22 protein-coding genes and 1 riboswitch are annotated in these 23,544 nt (G+C 49.2%); of the genes, 19 read left to right on the top strand and 3 right to left on the bottom strand.

Annotated elements, in window-relative coordinates:
* Positions 1 to 330: 330 nt before the first annotated feature.
* The 3 genes from ychF to prmC all read left to right on the top strand — a co-directional run bounded on the left by ychF (position 331) and on the right by prmC (position 3,842).
* On the top strand, positions 331 to 1,431 hold the full coding sequence (ychF, locus tag AC1DLI_RS06985) for a redox-regulated ATPase YchF (RefSeq protein WP_477600905.1): 1,101 nt from the start codon (positions 331 to 333) through the stop codon (positions 1,429 to 1,431).
* A gap of 234 nt (positions 1,432 to 1,665) precedes the next feature.
* Complete coding sequence (gene prfA / locus AC1DLI_RS06980) at positions 1,666 to 2,736, top strand: peptide chain release factor 1 (RefSeq protein WP_477600903.1); 1,071 nt, start codon at positions 1,666 to 1,668, stop codon at positions 2,734 to 2,736.
* A 164-nt stretch (positions 2,737 to 2,900) separates the two neighbouring features.
* Entirely contained in the window at positions 2,901 to 3,842 is a 942-nt protein-coding gene (prmC, locus tag AC1DLI_RS06975; RefSeq protein ID WP_477600901.1) for a peptide chain release factor N(5)-glutamine methyltransferase, read from the top strand.
* A 312-nt stretch (positions 3,843 to 4,154) separates the two neighbouring features.
* Here prmC and AC1DLI_RS06970 read toward each other — a convergent pair whose 3' ends face one another.
* The 3 genes from AC1DLI_RS06970 to AC1DLI_RS06960 all read right to left on the bottom strand — a co-directional run bounded on the left by AC1DLI_RS06970 (position 4,155) and on the right by AC1DLI_RS06960 (position 6,402).
* Positions 4,155 to 4,427: a hypothetical protein gene (locus AC1DLI_RS06970; RefSeq protein WP_477600899.1), complete on the bottom strand. Its 273-nt coding sequence runs from the start codon at positions 4,425 to 4,427 to the stop codon at positions 4,155 to 4,157.
* A gap of 528 nt (positions 4,428 to 4,955) precedes the next feature.
* On the bottom strand, positions 4,956 to 5,393 hold the full coding sequence (locus AC1DLI_RS06965) for a carboxymuconolactone decarboxylase family protein (protein WP_308995279.1): 438 nt from the start codon (positions 5,391 to 5,393) through the stop codon (positions 4,956 to 4,958).
* 121 nt (positions 5,394 to 5,514) lie between these two features.
* The gene (locus AC1DLI_RS06960; RefSeq protein WP_477600897.1) at positions 5,515 to 6,402 is read right to left on the bottom strand and encodes an RNA polymerase sigma-70 factor; all 888 of its coding nucleotides are present in this window, start codon (positions 6,400 to 6,402) and stop codon (positions 5,515 to 5,517) included.
* 312 nt (positions 6,403 to 6,714) lie between these two features.
* Here AC1DLI_RS06960 and spoIIR point away from each other — a divergent pair, with 312 nt between their 5' ends.
* The 16 genes from spoIIR to AC1DLI_RS06880 all read left to right on the top strand — a co-directional run bounded on the left by spoIIR (position 6,715) and on the right by AC1DLI_RS06880 (position 23,538).
* Positions 6,715 to 7,479, top strand: a complete 765-nt coding sequence (spoIIR, locus tag AC1DLI_RS06955; protein ID WP_477600895.1) for a stage II sporulation protein R — start codon at positions 6,715 to 6,717, stop codon at positions 7,477 to 7,479.
* A gap of 223 nt (positions 7,480 to 7,702) precedes the next feature.
* A complete protein-coding gene (locus AC1DLI_RS06950; protein WP_477600893.1) occupies positions 7,703 to 8,764 on the top strand; it encodes an L-threonylcarbamoyladenylate synthase in 1,062 nt (353 codons plus the stop codon).
* A gap of 194 nt (positions 8,765 to 8,958) precedes the next feature.
* On the top strand, positions 8,959 to 9,366 hold the full coding sequence (locus tag AC1DLI_RS06945) for a hypothetical protein (protein WP_477600891.1): 408 nt from the start codon (positions 8,959 to 8,961) through the stop codon (positions 9,364 to 9,366).
* Between the two features lie 134 nt (positions 9,367 to 9,500).
* Positions 9,501 to 10,046 carry a manganese efflux pump MntP gene (locus tag AC1DLI_RS06940; RefSeq protein WP_477600890.1) on the top strand — a complete coding sequence of 182 codons (546 nt, stop codon included), beginning with the start codon at positions 9,501 to 9,503 and terminating at the stop codon, positions 10,044 to 10,046.
* A 43-nt stretch (positions 10,047 to 10,089) separates the two neighbouring features.
* Entirely contained in the window at positions 10,090 to 10,668 is a 579-nt protein-coding gene (locus AC1DLI_RS06935) for a low molecular weight protein arginine phosphatase (RefSeq protein ID WP_477600888.1), read from the top strand.
* A gap of 70 nt (positions 10,669 to 10,738) precedes the next feature.
* Positions 10,739 to 10,820: riboswitch (ZMP/ZTP riboswitch) on the top strand.
* 98 nt (positions 10,821 to 10,918) lie between these two features.
* A complete protein-coding gene (gene rpiB, locus AC1DLI_RS06930) occupies positions 10,919 to 11,377 on the top strand; it encodes a ribose 5-phosphate isomerase B (protein WP_364151875.1) in 459 nt (152 codons plus the stop codon).
* A gap of 16 nt (positions 11,378 to 11,393) precedes the next feature.
* Complete coding sequence (locus AC1DLI_RS06925) at positions 11,394 to 11,999, top strand: TIGR01440 family protein (protein WP_477600885.1); 606 nt, start codon at positions 11,394 to 11,396, stop codon at positions 11,997 to 11,999.
* A gap of 81 nt (positions 12,000 to 12,080) precedes the next feature.
* Positions 12,081 to 13,328: a serine hydroxymethyltransferase gene (locus tag AC1DLI_RS06920; RefSeq protein WP_477600883.1), complete on the top strand. Its 1,248-nt coding sequence runs from the start codon at positions 12,081 to 12,083 to the stop codon at positions 13,326 to 13,328.
* An 841-nt stretch (positions 13,329 to 14,169) separates the two neighbouring features.
* On the top strand, positions 14,170 to 15,840 hold the full coding sequence (locus AC1DLI_RS06915) for a peptide ABC transporter substrate-binding protein (RefSeq protein ID WP_477600881.1): 1,671 nt from the start codon (positions 14,170 to 14,172) through the stop codon (positions 15,838 to 15,840).
* 130 nt (positions 15,841 to 15,970) lie between these two features.
* Entirely contained in the window at positions 15,971 to 16,903 is a 933-nt protein-coding gene (locus AC1DLI_RS06910) for an ABC transporter permease (protein ID WP_477600879.1), read from the top strand.
* Positions 16,900 to 17,826, top strand: coding sequence for an ABC transporter permease (locus tag AC1DLI_RS06905; RefSeq protein ID WP_308995267.1), 927 nt, complete (start codon positions 16,900 to 16,902; stop codon positions 17,824 to 17,826). Before AC1DLI_RS06910 ends, AC1DLI_RS06905 begins: the two co-directional genes overlap by 4 nt.
* A gap of 13 nt (positions 17,827 to 17,839) precedes the next feature.
* Positions 17,840 to 18,838 carry an ABC transporter ATP-binding protein gene (locus tag AC1DLI_RS06900; protein ID WP_477600876.1) on the top strand — a complete coding sequence of 333 codons (999 nt, stop codon included), beginning with the start codon at positions 17,840 to 17,842 and terminating at the stop codon, positions 18,836 to 18,838.
* Complete coding sequence (locus AC1DLI_RS06895; RefSeq protein WP_308995265.1) at positions 18,835 to 19,797, top strand: ABC transporter ATP-binding protein; 963 nt, start codon at positions 18,835 to 18,837, stop codon at positions 19,795 to 19,797. Before AC1DLI_RS06900 ends, AC1DLI_RS06895 begins: the two co-directional genes overlap by 4 nt.
* Positions 19,798 to 20,437: 640 nt before the next feature.
* A complete protein-coding gene (locus AC1DLI_RS06890) occupies positions 20,438 to 20,974 on the top strand; it encodes a MarR family winged helix-turn-helix transcriptional regulator (protein WP_477600874.1) in 537 nt (178 codons plus the stop codon).
* A gap of 58 nt (positions 20,975 to 21,032) precedes the next feature.
* Positions 21,033 to 22,466 carry an aryl-sulfate sulfotransferase gene (locus tag AC1DLI_RS06885; RefSeq protein ID WP_477600872.1) on the top strand — a complete coding sequence of 478 codons (1,434 nt, stop codon included), beginning with the start codon at positions 21,033 to 21,035 and terminating at the stop codon, positions 22,464 to 22,466.
* 67 nt (positions 22,467 to 22,533) lie between these two features.
* Positions 22,534 to 23,538, top strand: coding sequence for an ABC transporter substrate-binding protein (locus AC1DLI_RS06880; RefSeq protein WP_477600870.1), 1,005 nt, complete (start codon positions 22,534 to 22,536; stop codon positions 23,536 to 23,538).
* The last annotated feature ends 6 nt before the right edge of the window (positions 23,539 to 23,544 follow it).

Below are 23,544 nucleotides of genomic sequence, written 5' to 3'. Positions count from 1 at the left end.
TTATTGGTGAAGCGCTCATACATAAGCCAGTGCTTCCGTAGTATTTCCGCAGCCGGGCTAATCATTCTCTTGCGGGCTCCAAATGTGAAGAAGGGGCATCTTGCCGGCATTGCTTTATTTTTAATATATAAGAATTTATAAGTTTTCACTTATAAATGTGCTTATCTATCTCCGCGAAACGAGCTTGTGCCGCCAGAGGACGGCGACAGCCGTTTACGCTTGGCCGGATGAAAGTGGTTCCTGCCAGCGGGTTACACTTTCAATGTAGGTGATGCTGGGGTATAATAGCTGGAGTTGTTTACTTTCGGGAAAATAGGGGTGTCTTATCGCATGGCATTGAAAGCTGGAATCGTAGGTCTTCCGAACGTCGGAAAATCGACTTTGTTTAACGCAATTACGCAAGCAGGAGCAGAATCCGCCAATTATCCTTTTTGTACTATAGATCCTAACGTTGGTGTTGTTGAAGTACCGGACGAGCGTCTGGACAAGCTGGTTGAGCTTGTCGTTCCGAAGAGCATCGTGCCAACAGCCTTTGAATTCGTTGATATTGCCGGTCTGGTTGCAGGCGCGAGCAAGGGCGAGGGGCTTGGCAATAAGTTTTTGGCGCATATCCGCGAGGTAGACGCAATTGTTCACGTTGTACGCTGCTTCCAAGATGAGAATATTACGCATGTATCGGGTAAAGTAGATCCGATCAGCGATATTCAGACGATTAATTTGGAGCTTATTTTGGCGGACATCGATTCGGTTGACAAAAAAATCGAACGCTCCCGTAAAAATCTCAAGGGCGGAGACAAGAAGGTTGCCCAAGAGATCGAAGTGCTGGAGCGCATTAAAGAAGCATTGTATAACGACATGCCGGCGCGCAGCGTTGAGCTGAGCGACGATGAGAAACTGCTCGTTCGTGATTTGCACCTGCTTACGATGAAAACGGTATTGTATGCCGCTAACGTAAGCGAGGAAGAGGTTTCGAATTCGGACGGCAACGAGTATGTGCAAAAGGTACGTGAATTCGCAGCGGCTGAAGGCGCGGATGTTGTGCCGATCAGCGCGAAGGTTGAAGCGGAGATTGCAGAGCTTGAGGGCGAAGACAAGGAGATGTTCCTTGAAGAGCTCGGCATGTCGGAGTCAGGTCTTAACCGTTTGATCAGCTCGGCTTATAAGCTGCTGGGATTGTACACTTACTTTACGGCAGGCGTACAAGAGGTCCGTGCATGGACGATTCGCGGCGGAACCAAAGCGCCGCAAGCGGCTGGAGTTATCCATACCGACTTCGAACGCGGATTCATTCGCGCTGAKGTTGTTTCCTTTACCGATCTTGCAGCAGCCGGCTCCATGGTAGCGGCTCGCGAGAAAGGGCAAGTTCGCCTCGAGGGCAAGGAATACGTTGTGCGTGACGGCGACGTTATCCACTTCCGTTTTAACGTGTAAATGATTTGGCAATGCTATAGCCCTGTAAGTGCTGTTTGGCGCTTGCGGGGCTTTGTTGTGGCTTGATCTTGTCTTTGGGGTAACCAAAGATGCTTGGCGAACATATGAAGATTATAGCGATATCGCAATTTGGGCGCGGATTGCCAGCTGTTAATCCAAACCAGCAGTCGATAGAAATCCGCTGGTATGGTATAATAAACATTATCCTAATGGAATAAATAGAGGTGAATGATCGTGTTTGACCGTTTACAAGCACTCGCAGACCGGTATGAGAAGCTGAGTGAGCTGTTGTGTGATCCGGATGTATCCAGTGATCCCAAGCGGCTTAGAGAGCTTTCCAAGGAGCAGTCAGATTTACAAGAGGCATATGAAGCCTTTACGGAATATAAACAAGTTACCGAGCAGCTTGATGATGCCAAGCTGATGCAGGCAGAGAAGCTCGATGACGAAATGCGTGAAATGGTTAAGATGGAGATTGACGAACTCAGCAAGCGCCAAGCGGAGCTTGATGAGAAAATTCGTATCGTCTTATTGCCGAAGGACCCGAATGACGACAAGAACGTTATCGTCGAAATTCGCGGCGCGGCAGGCGGCGACGAAGCGGCTTTATTCGCATACGAGCTTTACCGCATGTATACGAAATTTGCGGATACGCAAGGCTGGCGCGTAGAGCTTATGGATTTCAGCGAGAATGACGTTGGCGGCTTCAAAGAGGTTATTTTCATGATTACGGGCAAAGGCGCGTACAGCAAGCTGAAGTTCGAGAGCGGCGCGCATCGCGTGCAGCGTATTCCGGTAACGGAATCCGGCGGACGGATTCATACATCGACTTCGACGGTAGCGGTTATGCCGGAGGTTGAAGATGTAGAGGTTGAAATTCTTGATAAGGATATTCGTGTCGATACGTTCTGCTCCAGCGGAGCAGGCGGCCAGTCGGTTAATACGACGAAATCAGCGGTACGCGTGCTGCATGTCCCAACGGGCATTATGGCAACTTGTCAGGATGGCAAATCGCAGAACGAAAATAAGGCGAAGGCACTTGCCGTGCTTCGTGCTCGGATCTCTGATGTTCGCCGCCAAGAGGAAGAAGCGAAATATGCCGGCGAGCGCAAAAGCAAGGTTGGAACGGGAGATCGCAGTGAGCGTATCCGTACGTACAATTTCCCGCAAAGCCGCGTGACGGATCACCGTATCGGATTGACGCTGCATAAGCTGGATTCGGTCATGAACGGAGACTTGTCAGAGGTTATTTCCTCCCTGACGATTGCAGAGCAAGCCGATATTATGGAACGTGAAATGGCTTAACAAAATGGCGCTGGACCGCTGGTTGCTTTCGATAAGCAGACAGAGGTTCGGCGTTTTGTTAGGTTACGGGCATTTAAGGCCGTGTTGGGGATGACTGAGAAATGGGTTATGCTGCGGTGCGCCTTTTACGGGATAGAATTTGGATTTGAAGGGACGATGCGGAAATGAGCAAGCAACCAGGGGAGCGGTGGTTTAAAGAGCCATTGACGCTTCGGCAGGCCAGCTTGCAGGCGACCTCGATATTACAAGCGGAAGCGGTGGAGGAGCCTCGCAATAATGCCGAGCTGCTGCTTATGCATCTGCTCGGCATGGACCGCGCCGCGCTGCTCCGCGACGGCGGAGATCCTTTCCCAAGCGAGCGGATTGCGGAGTGGGAAGCGCTCATCCGCCGCAAAGCGGCGGGCGAGCCCGTGCAATATATGATCGGCGAGCAGTGGTTTTACGGGCGGCCGTTCACGGTGACGCCGGCCGTGCTCATTCCGCGCCCGGAGACAGAGCTGCTCGTGGAGGCGGTGCTTGAGGCCGCAGACCAGCTCTGGCCAGCCGCGCAGGGGCTTGCGCCGACGGTGGTCGACGTCGGCACAGGCAGCGGCGCCATCGCCGTGACGCTAGCTTCGCAGCGTCCCGCGTGGCGCGTGTGCGCGTCCGACCTATCGCCGGACGCGCTGGCAGTCGCCCGCACGAACGCCGCCCGCCATGAAGCGGCGGACCGGCTGACGCTCGTGCAGGGCGACCTGCTCATGCCCTTCATACCTGGGCATGAGCAGAGTGAACCCCCGCACGGCGAGCTTCGCATCGACGTGCTGGTCTCCAATCCGCCGTACATACCGTCGGCGGACATGGAAGGGCTGCAGCGCGAGGTGCGTGACTATGAGCCGCATCTCGCGCTGGAAGGCGGGGCGGATGGGCTTACGCCATACCGCCGCATGATCGAGCAGCTTCCGCTGCTTGCGCAGATGCCCCGCATCGTCGCGTTCGAGCTCGGCATGGGCCAGCCTCGTATCGTTGCAGAGATGCTGCGGGCGCTCGACCGCTGGGATGACATCCGCATCATCAGCGATTACGCGGGCATCGAGCGCCATGTCATCGCAACGCAGTCGCGCTAATGGCGCGGAAAACAAAAGAATGCCCCGAAAGCGCACAGACTTTCGGGGCATTCTTTTTGTATTTAAGGGCTGAATAGAAGCTTATATTTAAAAGTTGTCGGCATGAGCTGGAGCTGATGCCGTACAGGCCTTCCGCTTCGGAACGCCCGGCTGGCGGATTGCTTCTCGGATTGCCGGCAATTATAAGCGGCGCTTTCGCTGCTTACTTCTTGGATTGCCGGCTATTATAAGCCGCGTATTCGCTGCTTGCTTCTCGGATAGCCGGCAATCATAAGCCGCGTATTCGCTGCTTGCTTCTCGGATAGCCGGCAATCATAGGCCGCGCTTTGGCTGCTTGCTTCTCGGATAGCCTGCAATCATAAGCCGCGCATTCGATGCATGCTTCTCGGATTGCTGGCTATCATAAGAGCTGCGCTTCGGCTGCTTGCTTCCCGGATTGCCGTCAATCATAAGCCGCGCTTTGGCTGCTTGTTTCTCGGATTGCCTGCAATCATAAGCCGCGCATTCGCTGCATGCTTCTCGAATTGCCGGATATGATAAGCCTCGCTTACGCTGCTTGCAATAGGTTTTTCGTGTAGTGGCCACTGTAAATTACAGGGCCAATTTTATTCAGGTTTGAGTTTAAATACAGGACTTCGAATAATAAGCTGGTCCCTCTGGTTCTGTCAGGGTGCTTCCGGAAATAATTAACGGGAAAAACTACCGCTAATTCTCGGAAATCTTTGATTTCATAAAGAATAACAGGAAAAACTCATGCTAAATGCTGAAAACCGGCAATATTTTTCCGCAGCTTAGGATTTAGCAGGAGAAATTCCTGTTAAATCAATATTCTTTAGGTTATTCCGATTTTTAACAGGAGAAATTCCATCTAATCCGTTCGTATACCCGAGCGAACAGGCGGAATGCCGACTGTCTCCGTTCATCCCTACCATATTACTGCATCAACGCAAATGTATCGCGGGAAGCGGGAGCCGCAAATACAATTATTTCTGTAATCTTGCCCTAAGGTTGCCCGGTTCCACTTCCGTTCGCCTCCCGCTTGCTTCGCAGTCGCACTCGCACACCATTACTCGATCCAAACAAGCAGCCTTAGCTCTCATCACCCAGCATCACTTACTCCGGCATCATATTCGTGCTGATCGCAATGCGGTTCCACGCATTGATCGTGATGATGGCCATAATAATCTCTCCGACCTGCTTGCTGTCGAAATGGCGGGCAGCCTCCTCGTATACGCTATCCGGCACATGCTCCTTCGTGATGAGCGTAACGGATTCCGTCAGGGCAAGCACCGCTCTTTCCGCATCCGTAAAATAACGCGTATCGCGCCAAGCGCTCAAAGCGTATATCCGCTGCTCGGTCTCGCCGAGTGCTCTTGCATCCTTGGTATGCATGTTGATGCAGTAGGCACAGCCGTTGATTTGCGAAGTGCGAATTTTGATAAGCTCCTTCAGCTCCTTGCTGATGCTCGTCGTGCCCAAATATTTCTCCAGCCCGAGCATCGCTTGATAAGCGGCGGGAATTTCTTTTGCAATTACGGTTCTTTCTGCCATGGTTTTCATTCTCCTCTATCATCCGAATTATTGGCCATTCGGCCGTTTTGCATGTCTTCATGATCTAAGACAAAGCAGTGCGCTCGGTTGTGACAGGAAAAGAATGATTCCGTAAAAAAAGTTATTCGGCCAGGACATGCTTTAGCTTATCGGGGTTCAGCATAACGAAAATCCGCTCAATATGCTGATTTTCCGGATCAAGCTGAAAGCTAATCACGCTTCGCGGCTTGCCGTCTTTCATGATAACGACACCGGCCTGCCCGTTGACGACAGTGAAGCGGTGGCCGTCTCCAAGGAAGGTTCTCGGGATCACTCCCTGCAGGAAGGCCATGACGCGAGCCCTGCTGATAATCGCGAAGATAGCCGCACGTACCTTGCCGCCTCCATCGGAGACAAGTACCGCCTCTTCGGTCAGAAGCGCAACCAGTTTATCGTAATCGCCTGTCGCGGCGGCCTCCATAAAGGTAACGACGAGCGGCTCGGCTTTCATGGTATTGACCGGCAGAAGCTCTCGTTCCTTTTGCAGCTTCTCTTTGGCCCGGCTGTAAATTTTGCGGCAATTCGTTTCCGTCTTTTGTAAGCAAGCGGCAATTTCATCGTAATCATAGGCAAGCGATTCCCGGAGGACAAATACTGCCCGCTCTACAGCGGAGAGCTGCTCCAACATAACGAGCAGGGCATAGGAAATGGATTCATGCTGAACGTATAGCTCGGCAGGGTCCATGACCGCATGGTCCGTGACCATGTGGCCGACGTCCGGCTCCGGGAGCCACTGGCCGACATATACCTCTCTCCTTTTGCGCGCAGATTGGCTGAGGCTAATGGATCGGTTCGTTACCATCCGGACAAGATAGGCTTTTTCATTATGTATGTCACTAGCGTCAAGCAGGCTGTAATCCGCAAATACGTCCTGAACCAGATCTTCGGCTTCGCTGAATGTGCCAAGCATGCGATAGGCGATGGAATGGAGCAGGGGGCGATAAGCGGCATAGGTTTTTTCGAAATCCATCAGAGATCCATCCTTGTCTTTTGCAAAATAGAGGAGCGTCAATAATGCAAATGCCGTCAAGTTGTTTCTTTAATTATAAACGAAAGCTCTTTTTACAAATATATGAAATTATAAAATTTCGATGCTTACCGGGATTCTTTTATTTCACCACGAATCTATCTTTTTCCGCCAGAGGACGGCTAGAATCGTTTACGTTTAAAAAAGATAGTTTGCTAGGTTTATATATTCCGATTGGCGGACATAATGACGGATAGATACGTTCCGGAACGCAAGCAGACGCACTGACGGGTGCGACGAGAGGAGCTTGTGTGTATGTCCAGCCATTATTCCATTCATTCTTATTCCAATGTTGAGGAATTACCATCATCCAAATCCGTTCGTTCCAATAAATTTGGTTACCGTAAATCTTATGGTTTTATTATATTTGCACTTATTCTCTTAATAATGAGCTGGGAAGCCCAGCAAATGGACGCGGCGGTCGCTGGCGGCCAAATCCCGCAGGAATCCATCCGTCTTCGTATATTAGCCAATTCCGATAATCCCGCTGACCAAGTCGTAAAACGCCTTGTTCGGGATGAGATCGTTAAAGCGATGAATAGCTGGGTAACAGGTCCTCAGACGATTGAGGAAGCACGTCAGACGATTCTCGCCAATATGCCCGAAATTGAACGGATTACTGCGGAGGTATTGGAAAGCCGCGGTTTTGAATACGGCTCGCACGCAGAGCTTGGCATGGTGCCATTCCCTACGAAAATGTACGGCAATCAGGTTTATCCAGCCGGCGACTATGAAGCGCTCCGGATTACGCTAGGCGAAGGCGGCGGCCAAAATTGGTGGTGCGTGCTGTTCCCTCCTCTATGCTTCATCGACGCAGCAAGCGGCGAGGCATCGGCAGCTTCTGCTGCTGCTTCCGATTCTGCTGAGGGTGATGCGCTGAAGGCGGATACGGCTCCAGTGAAAACGGCAGCGCTTGAAACGACAGCGGCAGCTTCGGAAGGCCAAGCGCCGGAAGCGAAGTTTTTCCTTTGGGAGATCATCGAATCGCTTATCAATTGGATTAAATCATTGTTTTCATAAGGAATGGCAGTCACGTCTTGCAAGCCGAAGACGTGACTTTTTTTGTTCAAAATATAAAGGATAGTAAGTTTCCGAAACTTATCGGGATTCATATATTTCACCGCGAAACAAGCATTTGCCGATATAGGACGGCGAAAGCCGTTTACGCTTGTTTAGGGACGCTTATGCTATAATAGCGGGAGAATGGATAATTTATTATGAGAGCAAGGATTGAAGGATAGAGATGACGATAATGAAAGTATGGCGCGTGAAGCAGGCGAATGAGGAACAGTTGGGTTCGGAGCTCAGGGAGGCAGCTGCTTGGCTAAGGGAGGGCGGACTTATCGCTTTTCCGACAGAGACGGTCTATGGGCTTGGTGCGGATGCTCGGAGCACTGCCGCCGTGGAACGGATATTCAGCGCGAAGGGGCGTCCCTCGGATAACCCGCTAATTGTGCATATCGCGAACCGCAAGCAACTGGATGAGCTGGTGCTCCCATATCCTAAGCTGGCCTCTGTGCTTATGGACCGCTTTTGGCCGGGACCGCTTACGATTGTGCTGCCTGTTCGCGATGAGGTGCTCTCGCCCCTTGTGACGGCAGGGCTGTCTACGGTAGGCATTCGGGTTCCGGATCACAGGACGGCGCTTGCGCTGCTTGAGCAAGCGGGCTGCCCGATTGCCGCGCCAAGCGCGAACCGCTCGGGTAGACCGAGTCCGACGCTGGCGGAGCATGTGCTGGAGGATCTGGATGGACGCGTAGACGGCCTTGTGGATGACGGACCGACGGGTGTTGGCTTGGAATCGACGGTTATTGAATTGGAAGGCGAGCTTGGCATTCGTATTTTGCGTCCGGGCGGCATTACGCGTGAAGCACTGCAGCAGGCGGTACCGGAAGCGAGAATCGACAGCGCCTCGATAGAGGAGCCTGAGACAGCGCCTCGTTCCCCCGGCATGAAATATACGCATTACGCACCGCAAGGGGAGCTTGTGCTTGTACAAGGCGATCCGGGGGCCGTAATCGCTTATATTCATGCACAAGTAGATGCCGCAAACCGGGCCGGGAAAGTTACTGGCGTGCTGGCATTCGAGGAGCGATTAGCCGATTACACGGCTGACCATGTATTGTCGTTAGGAAGCGAAGCGGAGCTGGGCGCTGCCGCCCATCGCTTGTATGCGGCTCTGCGGGAGCTAGACAGTGTTGGCGCTGAACGAATTTGGGCGGAAGGAAGCAGCGAGCAGGGCATTGGTGCCGCGCTGATGAACCGCCTGGCTAAGGCAGCCGGTAATCGAATCGTTCGTGTATAGAAGTAATCATTCAGGCTGGAGCTGGCGCATGGGTTAAGAGTAATATCGTCTCAATTCAAGAGCTGCCTAATGCTTCTACACTGCATTTAGTACAATGCAACTACCGCTCGATCACCCGTTATCTCGCTGCAATGCAGTTTCTGCAATAGAAAGCATGTCTCGGGGCAGTTTTGTGGCGTGTTGAGGGAATTCTGTTGTACTTTCTGCAACGTAGCTCAATTTGTCGGGTACCATGTCAGGTTTCTGTTGTAGAAACTGCAGTAGAATTAGTTGGTGTTGGTGTTGGTGTTGGTGTTGGTGTTGGTGTTGGTGTTGGTGTTGGTGTTGGTGTTGGTGTTGGTGTTGGTGTTGGTGTTGGTGTTGGTGTTGGTGTTGATACTGGTACTGGTACTGGTACTGGTACTGGTACTGGTACTGGTACTGGTACTGGTACTGGTACTGGTACTGGTACTGTTACTGTTACTGTTACTGTTACTGTTACTGCTACTGTTTCTGTTACTGGTACTGGCGTTGATGTTGGTGTTGGCGTCGGTGTCGGCGCTGGTGCTGGTGTTAATATTGGCGTTCGCTGGCACTGGCACTGGTGTTTGTGCTGGTATTGAAACGGAAATGACTTCAGTTACAGTTTGAACTATGTTAAGTATGTTTGTGATAAGTATGTTTGTCCCCATGCCCGCATATGTTTGGTAGAGAAACCAGGCGGACATGGGGGAGATAGACTGYGGTTGAAGCACATTTGCATGCCGGGCAGTTTTTGACGCTGCTTATTATTGCGTTAGCGCTGGGCTTAGACGCCTTTTCGCTCGGACTTGGCATAGGATTAAAGGGCATTCGGCTGCTGGATATTTTGAAGCTGGGCATAGTTATCGCTTTGTTTCATGTTCTAATGCCGCTGGCAGGCATCTATACGGGACAGTATGTGGGCGTTTTGCTCGGCGATGTAGCTACGACCGCTGCAGGTATTTTGCTGGTGCTGCTTGGCGGGCATATGATATACAGCTCCTTGCGAGGAGACGCGGTACAGTCCTTTGACCACAAATCCTTATGGGGCTTGCTCGTGCTCTCGCTTAGTGTCAGCATTGATTCATTCTCTGTCGGCATTACGCTCGGCATGTTTGCGGCCAATATGTGGACGACCATTTTGTTGATTGGGCTGCTGGGTGGGCTCATGTCCATACTTGGCTTAATGATCGGCCGCAGAGTTAGCGGCAATTTCGGTGAATACGGCGAGGCTGTAGGCGGCGGAATTTTGTTTATTTTCGGCATTTTGTTTATTTTTTAAGCGAAAGACAGCTTGGAAAAGCGTGCAAAAAGGAGTTGGCATTGTGAAACGTATACTATTTGTTTGTACTGGCAATACATGCCGCTCGCCGATGGCGGAGGCTATGCTGCGCAGGATGGCTGCTTTGAGAGGCATTACGGTTGCGGTTCGTTCCGCGGGCATATCCACGATCGATGGTCTGCCGGTGTCGGCCCATGCGGTGGAGACGCTTAAACAGCGGGATATCGAGCATAAGAGCACATCGCTTGCGCTGACAAGTGAGGCGGTCGGTTGGGCTGATATTATTTTGACAATGACGTCTAATCATAAGCGCGGGCTGCTGCAATGGCATCCGGAAGCGGTAGACAAAACCTATACGCTGAAGGAATATGCGAATCAGGATGCCCGGGTGCTCGCTGATATCGAAGAGCTGGAGCGCCTGTATACGGAGCTGCATATGAAGCAGGCTTTGGGCCAGCAGCTGACATCGGGGGAGAGAAGCCGTTTGCTGGAGCTGGAACGCAGAATTCCAAGCTTCGACATCGTGGACCCGTTTGGAGGCTCGCTCTCCATTTATAACAGCAGCGCGAATGAAATTGAGGATGCGCTCGTTAAACTTCTGGACAAGCTTACCAAAAGATAATTCCGCGTTTGTCCCATTGATATGGATTGATTTTTCGAGCCTCTTCGGCTATTATGGAAATACAATATACGGTTTCCGATGTAACTGGCGACGGAAGTGGGCTAACCACGGTGGAGCATCGGAATATACGGCCGGTCGCCTGGGCAAAGAGCAGCATGCTATTAAGCATGTCTTGCTCTTTTTTCGTCTTTTTCTGCAAAAATAGGTATACTAGCACTGTGATGTGTCATATCGAAGGAGGTCTTTTGCGTTGAAAATTGCTATTGGTGCCGATCATGCAGGCTATCGTTTGAAGGATGAGGTTGTACCGTTTCTTCAATCGCTCGGCCATGAAATTGAAGATGTAGGATGCAGCTGCGATCAATCGGTTGATTATCCGGACTATGCACTCCCCGTATGCGACCTTGTTACGAGCGGCAAAGCAGAACGCGGTATCTTGATTTGCGGAACCGGAATCGGCATGTCGATTGCGGCTAATAAAGTGCGGGGTATCCGCTGCGCGCTCGTCAATGATATGTTCTCCGCGAAAGCGACCAGGGAGCATAACGATACGAACGTATTGGCGCTTGGGGAACGTGTTCTTGGTCCCGGAGTTGCTTTGGAAATTATTCGGATTTGGCTCGAAACGCCGTTCTCGAACGGTGAACGTCATGTCGGCAGAGTAAATAAAGTAATGCAAATTGAAGAGCAGTTCAGCAGCCAGTCCTAAATAGGGGGCCATCGCGATGAGCATAAAAGAAAATGTACAGCTTGGAGTCATTGCAGCACAGGTAGAGATGATCGTTCGAGAGCTGGCAGCGGCAGGCGGGCTTGCCCTGGGTCAGCTGTTAGTAATCGGTGTAAGTACTAGTGAAGTGCTGGGCCATCGCATTGGAACCGCAGGAACCGTCGAGACGGCTGCACAAATTTATGCGGGCGTGGAAGCTGTGCGAAGCGAGCTTGGCTTCATTCCGGTGTACCAATGCTGCGAACATTTGAATAGGGCGCTCGTTATCGACAGGGCAGCAGCCGAGCGTTACGGCTTGGAACCTGTTGGTGCGGTGCCCGTTCCGAAAGCCGGCGGATCGATGGCAGCCTATGCCTACCGCCAGCTGAAGGATCCATGCCTCGTCGAAATGGTACAAGCGCATGCCGGCATCGATATCGGCGATACGTTCATCGGCATGCACCTGAAGCGGGTAGCTGTTCCGGTCCGTCCGTCGATTCGCGAGATCGGGGAAGCTCATGTTACGATGGCTGTCACAAGGCCTAAGCTAATCGGCGGCTCACGCGCGGTATACGAGCTGGGCAATGAGATAACGGCGGAGCAATCTGCTGGAACATGCGATTAGCCGAATTCAGGGAACGAATGAACTGATTTAATAAACCAATTAATAATATACAGGCTGTCTAATTTGAGGAGGAATATGAAAATGGAAAATTTGCGCAAACAAGATCCGGAAGTATTGAAAGCACTAGGCCTTGAGCTTACTCGTCAACGTGATAACATCGAGCTTATCGCATCGGAGAACATCGTAAGCGAAGCGGTTTTGGAAGCGATGGGAAGCGTACTAACTAATAAATATGCAGAAGGCTACCCAAGCAAACGTTTCTACGGAGGCTGTGAGCATGTAGATATCGTTGAAGATATCGCCCGCAACCGTGCCAAGGAGTTGTTCGGCGCAGAGCATGCGAACGTACAACCTCACTCCGGCGCACAAGCGAACATGGCTGTTTACCTTGCTGCCTTGCAGCCTGGCGATACGGTTCTAGGCATGAACCTTGCGCACGGCGGTCACTTGACGCACGGCAGCCCGGTTAATGCATCTGGCTTGCTTTACAACTTTGTTGCATACGGCGTACAAGAGGATTCCTTCACCATCGATTATGAAGAAGTTCGCAAGCTTGCTTTCAAACATCGTCCTCGTTTGATCGTGGCTGGCGCAAGCGCGTACCCGCGTACTATCGATTTCGAGAAACTTGGCAAAATCGCTAACGAYGTTGGCGCTTTGTTCATGGTTGATATGGCTCACATTGCCGGTTTGGTAGCAGCGGGTCTTCATCCGAGCCCAGTGCCGCATGCGCATTTTGTTACAACGACTACACACAAAACGCTTCGCGGACCACGCGGCGGTATGATCCTTTGCCGTCAGCCTTGGGCAGCAGCGATTGATAAAGCGGTCTTCCCTGGTTCGCAAGGCGGCCCATTGATGCATATTATTGCAGCAAAAGCGGTAGCATTCGGCGAAGCCCTTAAACCGGAATTCAAGCAATATGCTACGCAAGTTGTCAAAAATGCAAAGGTTCTTTCCGAAGAACTTGTTGCAAAAGGCTTCAACATCGTTTCCGGCGGTACAGACAATCACTTGATGCTGCTTGATACGCGCAGCCTGAACATTACAGGTAAAGTGGCTGAGCATGTACTTGATGAAGTTGGTATTACCGTAAACAAAAATGCTATCCCGTTTGATCCAACAAGCCCATTTGTTACTTCCGGAATCCGTATCGGTACACCGGCGGCAACCGCTCGCGGCATGGATGAGAAAGCAATGAAAGTTATCGCTGATGTTATCGCACTGGTGCTTAACAGTCCGGAAGATCAAGAAGTTCTTGCTAAAGCCCGCGGCTTGGTACGTGATCTTACTGCGCAATATCCGCTTTACCCAGGTATGACTTACTAAGCAGATCTGTTATAAAATAGTTTTGTTTCAGAGGACCTATTCGGTGTTTATACACGAATAGGTCCTTTTTTTATATAAGTTTACACAGATAAATATGCTTATATATCTCCGCGAAACGACAGCTTTTGCCACAGAGGACGGCGACAGCCATTTACGCTTGGTTGTTCTTCCGGAGATTAATCAAAAGATCGGTATAAATTAATTGGCCGAGAAGAAAGATATAAAAAACAATTATATCGTATGACTTGGTTATTTATTTAGTAAAAACGAAGAAAGAGAGCGGATTATTTTATATTTTTATTGATTTTATGACAATGCAGTGAATAAGGAAAATCACAATGATATTGCGCTTTATTTCGTTTTTATATATAAAAAGCTAAATTATTATCGAAATGAATTGGGAAATATAAGGATTTTTAATGTTTTATGTATTTTATATAATTTGAACTATATTTGTTAGATATTCCCTGTAATTGCTTCAAAGCGTTAAAGTAACAGAATAATAACCTGAATAAACGCTGTAAAGCATTAAAGCAACAAATTAATTAACTGAATAAACGCGTCAAAGTGCTAAAGTATAGCTGATTTTAGTCATTTAATACATAAATTTACAGCTTACATTTTGTTGATAAATAATTAACATGGATGTATAGTGAAAATTATTAGTAAACTTCAATCTCTATGTTTGGATGGGATGAGTGTATAACATTAGCTCAAGAGAATATGCGCATTTGGATCAGACAAGCTTTTTCTCTGATGCAAACGTTTGTATATAAGGCGAGTAAGGTGGACGATACTACCCACTGCTGAACACAGTAGAGAAAAAAACGGGAGGGTAACAATGAGAACAAGAAAGTCTGCTTTTTCATTTATCGCTGCTTTACTCATTCTTGCTATTATCGCGGTAGGTTGTACGCCGAAAGACGAAACAAGTAACAACGGCGCTACCAACGGCGGAACCACTGGCGAGTCAACCGAAGCGAAAGTGTTCCGATTGAACATTCACTCTGAGCCTTCGACTCTTGATCCGGCACTCATGGAAGACAATGTGTCCGGTACGCTTGCAACAGGTATTTATGAAGGCTTGACCCGTAAAAACGAAAACGGTGAGTCCATTCCTGCAACAGCAGAGAAATGGGTAAAGTCTGATGACGGACTAACTTACACGTTTACCATTCGCAAAGATGCAAAATGGAGCAATGGTGACCCTGTTACCGCAAATGATTATGAATACTCTTGGAAACGCGCGCTTGATCCTGCTATAGGCTCGACTTACGCTTACCAATTCTATTACATCGTTGGCGCACAAGATTATAACGAAGGCAAAACAACGAACGCTGACGCTGTTGGCATCAAAGCAATTGATGCTCAAACACTTGAAGTGAAATTGAACTCGCCTACCCCTTATTTCTTGAGCCTAACTTCTTTCTACGTATACAACCCTGTTCATCAATCGGTGAAGGATAACGAGGCTTGGGCAGCAGATGCGGCTACAATCATCGGTAATGGTCCTTTCAAAATGAGCGAATGGCAGCACAATACATCCATTAAACTCGTTCCGAACGAGAACTACTACGATAAAGACCAAGTGAAGTTTGCAGGCGTTAATTTCACAATGCTTGCTGATTCTGCAACTGAACTTGCGAACTATGAGACTGGTGAGCTTGATTACACAGGTAAACCAACCGGTGAAATTCCTGCCGAGCAAATCCCGGTTCTGAAGGAATCGAAGAAGGATGAGTTCGTTACAAAAGGGATTGCAAGCTCGTACTACTACATGTTTAACACAGAAGAAGTTCCTTTTAACAACGTAAAAGTCCGTAAAGCACTTTCGATGGCGATTGACCGTCAAGCGATCGTGGAAAGCGTAACATTGGCCGGTGAGGTTCCTTCGTTCGGTTTTGTTCCGCCGGGCATTATTGGTGAGAAGGAAGATTACCGTACAGAAGTGAAAGATGATTACTTTACAGAAAATGTTGATGAAGCGAAGAAGCTGCTTGCTGAAGGTCTTGCTGAACTGAAGCTTGCTAAGTTCCCTGAAGTAACATTGACTTTCAACACAAGCGATGGCCACAAGAAAATCGCTGAAGCAATCGTTGAAATGTGGCGTCAAAATCTTGGCATCGTAGTCGTTGCTAAGAACGAAGAATTTTCCGTGCTATTGAAAAACCGTACGGCAATGAATTACCAAATTTCCCGCGCAGGCTGGGGAGCGGACTATAACGATCCAATGACGTACATGGATATGTTCGTTACTGGCGGCGGCCAAAACAATACAGGTTTTGCTTCGCCTGAATACGATGCTTTGATCAAAAAAGCATACGCAAGCGGAGATCAAAAAGAGCGTATCGCTGCTATGACTGAAGCAGAAAAAATCCTGATGGATCAAATGCCGATTATGCCGATTTACTACTACAGCAACGTTTACATGCTGAAGCCTGGATTCAAAAATATCATCACAGATTACAAAGGCGACATTGATTACACAAGAGGTTATTACGAAGCGAAATAGTCATCCTTCCAGTACCTGAAGGTAGGGATATATGCGGGGTGTCCGCATATATCCCTTTCTTATTGACTGGTTCAGACTCTAGCACTCACATTTCTTCTTGTTTATATTCTATAAGGAGGTGTCCATTGCGTTGATAAAATATGTACTCAAGAAGTTTCTGTCCATGTTCGCTTCGTTGTTTGTTCTTGCGTCAGCTACTTTTTTTCTCATGAAAATCATCCCGGGCGATCCCTTTGTCAGGGAAAAAGCGATTCCGGAAAAAATAAGAGAGCATCTCCTGGCTATGTACGGCCTTGACCAGCCGGTGTGGAAGCAATATTTGATGTATTTAAACAATTTGCTTCACGGCGATTTGGGTATGTCGATGAAGCAGCAGTATATGTCCGTTTCTCGCATTATCAAAGAAAGCTTTATTTATTCTGCTCAAATTGGACTTTTTGCCGTCATTCTGTCGCTAACGGCAGGCCTTATCCTGGGCATCATTGCTGCGCTTAACCACCGCAAATGGATGGATAGCGCGACGATTATCATTGCGGTGCTTGGGGTTTCTATCCCGAACTTTCTTGCCGCGTCTATTTTGCAGTACGTATTCGGAAGCAAGTTGCAATGGCTCAGTGTATCAGGTCTTAACGACCCGACCGACTTCATTATGCCCGTTCTTGCGCTTTCATTCCTTCCCGCTGCTTTTATAGCGCGTTTGACACGTTCGACGATGCTGGAAGTGCTGTCTGCCGATTATATTAAGACCGCTCGCGCTAAAGGCTTGAACGGCCGCATCATCTTGGTGCGTCATGCGCTGCGAAATGCTATTTTGCCGGTGGTTACTTATATCGGACCGATGACTGCGAATATCATTACCGGATCGGTCGTTGTCGAGCAAATTTTCGGAATCGGTGGAATCGGAAAATATTTTGTACAAAGCATTACTAACCGTGACTATACGCTCATAATGGGGCTTACTTTATTTTATGGCATTATCCTGATGGCTGCGCGGTTTTTGACTGATGTTGCTTACGGTCTTGTCGATCCTCGAATCAAGCTGACAAGAGGTGGGGGGAAATGATGAAGGATAACACCTTTACGCCGGATCAATTTGCTAAATTGAGTAAAGACGAGAAGCATACGGAAGTCGTTGTCCGCGAAAGTATTTCGGCATGGAAAGATGCCTGGCTGCGGCTGCGTTCGAATAAAATCGCGATGATCAGCTTAATTATTCTAATCATCGTTTCTTTGATGGCTATTTTCGGCCCGATTATATCCGAACAGGATTATCAGACGAACCATTTGAAGGAAAAAAATCTGGGTCCTTCGGCTACCTATTGGTTTGGCACGGATGATCTCGGCCGTGACCTGTTCACCCGAACTTGGATGGGTGCGGGCATATCTCTGCAGGTCGGTTTATACGCTGCGCTTGCCGATTTGGTTCTCGGCGTTATTATCGGAGGAATCATGGGGTATTTCGGCGGACGCGTGGATGAAATATTGAACCGCTTTTGCGAAATTTTATATTCGATTCCGAGCATGCTCATTATTATTCTATTAATCGTAATTTTTAAGCCCAGCATGCTTACCATCGTGGTTGCGCTCAGTATAACCGGGTGGATCAGTATGGCATGGATTGTGCGGGGCCAGATTATGCAGCTCAAAAACCAAGAATATGTCATGGCTGCCCAAGCGCTTGGCGCCGGCACAGGGCGTATTTTATTCCGGCATCTGATACCGAATGCAATGGGCCCGATTATCGTAACGCTGACACTGACCGTTCCGAGCGCTATTTTTGCAGAAGCTTTTTTGAGCTTCCTCGGTCTTGGCGTTCAGTCTCCGGCTGCATCTCTTGGTACGATGATCAATGATGCGATTAAAGCATGGACGCTGTATCCGTGGAGAATGATTTTCCCGGCGGCGGTCATCAGTATTACAATGCTTTGCTTTAATATTTTTGGCGACGGTCTAAGAGATGCGCTTGATCCGAAAATGAAGAAGTAGGAGGTGGACAAGGATGGAGAAGTTACTTGAAGTAAACAACCTTCGTGTGAATTTCAAAGTTCGCGGCGGTATCGTTAAGGCGGTTCGCGGCGTTAACTTTCATGTTAATAAAGGCGAGGCAGTAGCTATCGTCGGGGAATCCGGCTGCGGCAAAAGCGTAACTGCCCAGTCGCTCATGCGTTTGATTCCATCGCCTCCGGCAGAGACCAGCGGATCCATTAGGTTTAAGGACAAAGATATTTTGAAATTGTCGAATAGCCAAATGGAGGACATCCGCGGCAAAGAAATGGGTATGATCTTTCAGGATCCGATGACGTCGCTTAATCCTACGTTGACCATCGGACGGCAAATTACCGAAGGGTTGATTAAGCATCAAGGCATTAGCGGTTCGAAGGCTACTGAGCGGGCTATTGAAATGCTTAATCTCGTCGGTATTCCGAATGCTGCATCACGGATTAACCAATATCCGCATCAGTTCTCAGGCGGTATGCGCCAGCGGGCGATGATTGCTATTGCGCTTGCTTGCAACCCGTCTTTGCTTATTGCAGATGAGCCGACTACGGCGCTTGACGTGACGATACAGGCACAAATTATGCGTGTGATGAAGGATTTACAGGAAAAGCTGGGCACTTCTATTATTCTTATTACTCATGATTTAGGCGTTGTAGCTGATATGTGTGACCGCGTTATCGTTATGTATGCCGGTAAGGTCGTCGAAACGGGCACAAAATGGGAGATTTTCAAAAATCCAAAGCATCCGTATACGAGAGGGCTACTGCGCTCGCTTCCGCGTCTTGATCAGAAGAAGGAAGATCCGCTTGTGCCGATTTACGGAACGCCGCCGGATTTAATTAAACCGCCTAAGGGCTGCAGCTTCTGCGCCCGTTGTGATGAAGCCATGAGGGTATGTGTAGACAATGATCCTGAATTGCTCCCGGTAGACGGCAATGAATCGCATGCATCGGCATGCTGGCTCGCACATCCTTATGCAAATCGGGAGGTGTCTGTATGAGTGCACCGTTAATTGAAATCAATCATTTACGCAAGTTTTTTAATTTAGGCGGCGGAGCGACGCTCCAGGCCGTTAATGATATAACCTTCTCCATTCAAAAAGGAGAAACCGTCGGCGTTGTTGGTGAATCGGGCTGCGGGAAATCAACGGCCGGCCGTACGATCATGAGGCTCTATGAGCCTACAAGCGGCGGCGTCACCTTCGACGGGCAGGACATTTATAAGCTGAAGGGTGCTAAGCTAAAAGCGATGCGCCGCGATATGCAAATGATTTTCCAAGATCCGTACGCATCGTTAAACCCGCGTATGACGGTTATGGACATCATCGGTGAAGCGCTTGATATCCACAAGCTTGTGGGCAGCAAGAAGGAACGCAAGCATCGCGTCGAGCATTTGCTCGATGTCGTAGGCCTCAATCCTGATCATGCCACGCGTTATCCGCATGAGTTTTCCGGCGGTCAGCGGCAGCGTATCGGGATTGCCCGCGCGCTTGCAGTTGATCCGCGGTTCATTATTGCGGATGAGCCGATCTCGGCGCTGGACGTGTCCATTCAAGCGCAGGTTGTAAACCTAATGCAGGATTTGCAACGCAAAATGGGTCTCACTTATTTGTTCATCGCGCATGATCTGTCGATGGTTAAGCACATCAGCGACCGCGTAGCGGTTATGTATTTGGGTAAAATCGTAGAGCTTGCTGAGAGCAGCGAGCTTTACGCAAGTCCTGCACACCCGTATACACGGGCGCTGCTGTCGGCTATTCCGATCCCAGATCCGGAGGTTGAAGCAAACCGCGAGCGTATTGTATTGACCGGTGATCTGCCGAGCCCAATCAATCCGCCTACGGGCTGCCAATTCCACACGCGTTGTCCGATTGCAACCAATAAGTGCAAGGTTGATGAGCCGGCGCTGCTCGAAGTGAAGAAGGGGCATTTTGCCGCTTGCCACTATGCTTCGGTGTAAGAATTAAGGTTGTCTCAAGCAAGCAGGCTTTTGAAATATAGCTGAGCATGAAAATGAAATAGGCCAGAGCAGCGTTTTTCAGCTGCTCCGGCCTATTTTTTTTGTTTAACAAAAAGCGTTCCTCGAAGAAAAAGGGATATCCACGGAAGCACAATTACTTATACACAAATTTTCAGTTTAAAAAATTTTTTCGCGTATTTTATCCACAGAATCTTTTAATTTTTCCTACAATTCTGTTAATTAGCATGAAATAACGTTGTAAATTGCCGTTATAAATAAATGATTAGAGTCAGTTTATTCAATGCCTGCGCCAGATTCTGCGAAATAGTGTTTTTAATAATGCTTGTCCACAATAATGTGAACAAGTTGTGGACAAATGTGGATAAGTTGTGGATATGTCTGTGTGCAGATGGGATTTGCGGCATAGTTATTTTTAATCCCCACTTGACTGATGTGAATTAATGGTTTAATATTGGCTTCAGAACGATTAAATGAACATTCATTATCTTAGTATTAAACAATTAGGTTAGCCGATTGGACCACCAAAGGCTCCTGCTCTCTTTTCGTCATGAAAAGAAGGCGGGGGCCTTTTTGTATCTAAGCGCGGACATCCTGCGAAAAGGAGAACGAATTAAAACTCATGGAAAATAACAACTGGGCACTGCTGGAGGAAGCGGATTGGCTGTTTCGCAAAATGGTAAGAAGGTTCGTGAAGGAAAGAGACAAGATTTCGATAGAAGGCATTGCGCTGCCCGGTCTCCTCATTCTTAATATTATCCTGCGGGAGGGTGAGCAAAGACTGGGTGATCTGGCTGAGCAGCTGGATTTTACTTCAGGCGCGGTTACGGCCTTGTGCGATAAGCTGGAGGAAAGCGGCCTAGCCGTGCGAAAGCGAAGTGAGCAGGACCGCAGGGCGGTTGTCCTTGAAATTACGGATAAAGGCAAGGAAATGCTTGCCCGAAATCATGATGTCGGTTTGCGCAGCATTACGACGCTGTTCGCAGGTTTTTCCGCAGAGCAGCTGTCCTCTCAGATTAACGGCTACCGGCAGATGATCGAGAACCTCGACGGTTTCTCTGATGCTATGCTGTCGCTTGCCAAACAAAATGCTGAGAAGGTCGAACGTGAGCAGCAAGCGGAGCAGAAGCGCCGATCAGAACGATTCATCAGCTATTGAGATGGCCGTTTTATGAGAATCAATAAACCATTAAACGACATATAAAGGAGCAATTATTATGGGACATCCAACGATTTATCCAACCGGAGCAACGGTTTATAGCCCGGAGAAAGCATGGAGCGGCTACACGATTTATCAAGCAGCGGATTTAGGAGCATTACTGATCGATATGAATGGGCGCGAGGTTCATTTGTGGAAAGGTCTAAGGGGTTTCCCGAACAAAATGCTGCCAGGCGGCTACGTGCTTGGCAGCACGGCGGAGAGAGATCCGAAATACGGCTTCCAGGATGAAGCGAATCTCGTTCAGGTCGATTGGGAAGGCAATATCGTTTGGAAGTTTGACCGCTACGAATATATAGAGGACCCGGGTCATCCCGCGCAATGGATGGCGAGAGCCCATCATGATTTCCAGCGCGAAGGCAATCCGGTAGGCTACTATGTGCCCGGCCAAGAGCCAAAGGTTGATTCAGGCAATACGATTATTCTTGCCCACAAGAATGTAAAACGGCCGGACATATCGGAGATTGAGCTGCTGGATGACACGATTATTGAAGTGGACTGGGAAGGTAACGTGATATGGGAATGGACGTGCAGCGACCATTTTGAAGAGCTGGGCTTCGACGAGGATGCGAAGCAGACACTGTCACGAGATCCGAATACGCGGTTTTTCGGCAACAATTCCGGCGACTGGATGCACATCAACTCTGCTTCCGTGTTGGGACCTAATAAATTTTACGACCAAGGCGACGAGCGCTTCCATCCGGATAACATTATTTGGGACGCCAGGGAAACCAATATCATCGCGATTATCGACAAGAAGACGGGCAAAATCGTTTGGCAGCTGGGACCGGATTACTCCGCGCCGGAAACGAAGCATTTGGGCTGGATTATTGGACAGCATCATGCTCATCTCATTCCGCAGGGACTGCCTGGCGAAGGCAATATCCTTATTTTCGACAACGGCGGCTGGGCGGGTTACGGCAAGCCGAATCCTTCGTCAGACGGCGTGAAAAATGCGCTTCGCGATCATTCGCGTATTTTGGAAATCAATCCTGTCACGCTTGAGATTGAATGGCAATACACGCCGACCGAAGCCGGTTTCCAAGCGCCGCTTGACTCCTACCGCTTTTACAGTCCGTACATCAGTTCCGCCCAGCGCTTGCCTAACGGCAATACGCTTATAACGGAGGGTGCGGACGGCCGTGTATTTGAAGTGACTCGCGAGCATGAGCTTGTCTGGGAATATATTTCGCCGTATAAGAACAAACGCAACTCCAACATGGTCTATCGCGCTTACCGATTGCCATACGAGTGGGTACCGCAGCTGGAGAAGCCAATTGAACAGGAGATCGCTGCTGTTGATGTAGCCGATTATCGCCTGCCGGGTGCAGCCGGAAGAGGGACGGAATCCGTGGTTGAAGTAGCAGGCACGGTCACCTTTGGCGAGGGTGCTCTCTGCGTAGCCAGAAGTGATGAGGCAGAGCAAAATTAGCAAGCGGCGGATAGGATGAGTTGAAAAGAGGGGCCTAAGGGGGCTTCCATAATGGAGGAGAATGCGTATGAAAAAAAACAGCTTAAGGCGATGGGGAATTTCCGGATTGGTGCTTGCGATGCTTGGCGTCGTGCTAGCGGGCTGCGGATCGGATGAGAAAGCGGCGGATACATTAAAGCTTCGTATAGCGGATATTACCTCTAATCCCGTGTTTAGAGTGGCTGCTAACAAAGGATTTTTCGAGAAGCATGGCATAGACGCGGAGCTGATCACGTTCGCGACGCCGGCCGAAGGCATTAATTCATTATTCATCAATCAGGTGGACATCGCTTACGGGGCGGACTTTCCGATTTTAAATGCGGTAAGCAAGGGCGATTACTCCGTTATCTCCTCTACGGGTCTGGCTTCGGATGCCAATGCCAAGGAGTGGAAGCTGTTTGCAAGGAAGGATATTAAGAATGCCGCCGATCTAAAGGGCAAGAAGCTAAGCTTCTCCCGCGGAACCTTTATTCCTTATTTGTGGGATGTTTATTTGGCAGAGAACGGCATCGCATTAAAAGATGTGGAGTTAATCGGCCAAGGGGGCTTCGACGAGGCCTACGTCGCTTTGAAAAAAGGCGAAGTAGACGGAGTATGGGTCTACGGGGCGGTATTGAACGCCAAATTTGCGGCGCTGGAGGAAGCGCATGAGCTGACGGATATGTCGCAGACGCCTGTGCGGCTCGGAACAGGTCTGGTTGCCCCCGATGAGCTGATTGCCAAAAACGAGGATAGCTTAGTGGAATTCTTGAAGGCGCTGGATGAAGCTTCGGCTTATGCGCAGGAGCATCCGGATGAAACGGCTGACCTTTTGTACAAGGAAGTGAAACAGCCGCGGGAAGCGACATTAAAGGATTTACCGAACAATCCGTGGAGCATCGGCTTTACGCAAAAGGCTTATGACGGCTTAGCAGGACAAAAGAAATACATGATCGATAACAAAATTATCGAGAAGGATTTTGAGCTGAATGAGAAATTGAATCTGGCGCTTGTTCGCAAGGCGTTCCCGGATCGCGTGATTGAACTTAAGTAGGGAGGC

The organism is Paenibacillus sp. 01T443 (genome assembly GCF_056398325.1).
This window is presented reverse-complemented; position numbering and strand designations above follow the sequence as displayed.

Bases quoted from the DNA above. Each gene is read 5' to 3' on its own strand.
- prmC (WP_477600901.1), top strand. From the start codon at position 2,901: ATGAGCAAGCAACCAGGGGAGCGGTGGTTTAAAGAGCCATTGACGCTT.
- AC1DLI_RS06965 (WP_308995279.1), bottom strand. From the start codon at position 5,393: ATGGCAGAAAGAACCGTAATTGCAAAAGAAATTCCCGCCGCTTATCAA.
- AC1DLI_RS06960 (WP_477600897.1), bottom strand. From the start codon at position 6,402: ATGGATTTCGAAAAAACCTATGCCGCTTATCGCCCCCTGCTCCATTCC.
- spoIIR (WP_477600895.1), top strand. From the start codon at position 6,715: ATGTCCAGCCATTATTCCATTCATTCTTATTCCAATGTTGAGGAATTA.
- AC1DLI_RS06950 (WP_477600893.1), top strand. From the start codon at position 7,703: ATGACGATAATGAAAGTATGGCGCGTGAAGCAGGCGAATGAGGAACAG.
- AC1DLI_RS06925 (WP_477600885.1), top strand. From the start codon at position 11,394: ATGAGCATAAAAGAAAATGTACAGCTTGGAGTCATTGCAGCACAGGTA.
- AC1DLI_RS06915 (WP_477600881.1), top strand. From the start codon at position 14,170: ATGAGAACAAGAAAGTCTGCTTTTTCATTTATCGCTGCTTTACTCATT.
- AC1DLI_RS06905 (WP_308995267.1), top strand. From the start codon at position 16,900: ATGATGAAGGATAACACCTTTACGCCGGATCAATTTGCTAAATTGAGT.
- AC1DLI_RS06900 (WP_477600876.1), top strand. From the start codon at position 17,840: ATGGAGAAGTTACTTGAAGTAAACAACCTTCGTGTGAATTTCAAAGTT.
- AC1DLI_RS06895 (WP_308995265.1), top strand. From the start codon at position 18,835: ATGAGTGCACCGTTAATTGAAATCAATCATTTACGCAAGTTTTTTAAT.
- AC1DLI_RS06890 (WP_477600874.1), top strand. From the start codon at position 20,438: ATGGAAAATAACAACTGGGCACTGCTGGAGGAAGCGGATTGGCTGTTT.
- AC1DLI_RS06885 (WP_477600872.1), top strand. From the start codon at position 21,033: ATGGGACATCCAACGATTTATCCAACCGGAGCAACGGTTTATAGCCCG.
- AC1DLI_RS06880 (WP_477600870.1), top strand. From the start codon at position 22,534: ATGAAAAAAAACAGCTTAAGGCGATGGGGAATTTCCGGATTGGTGCTT.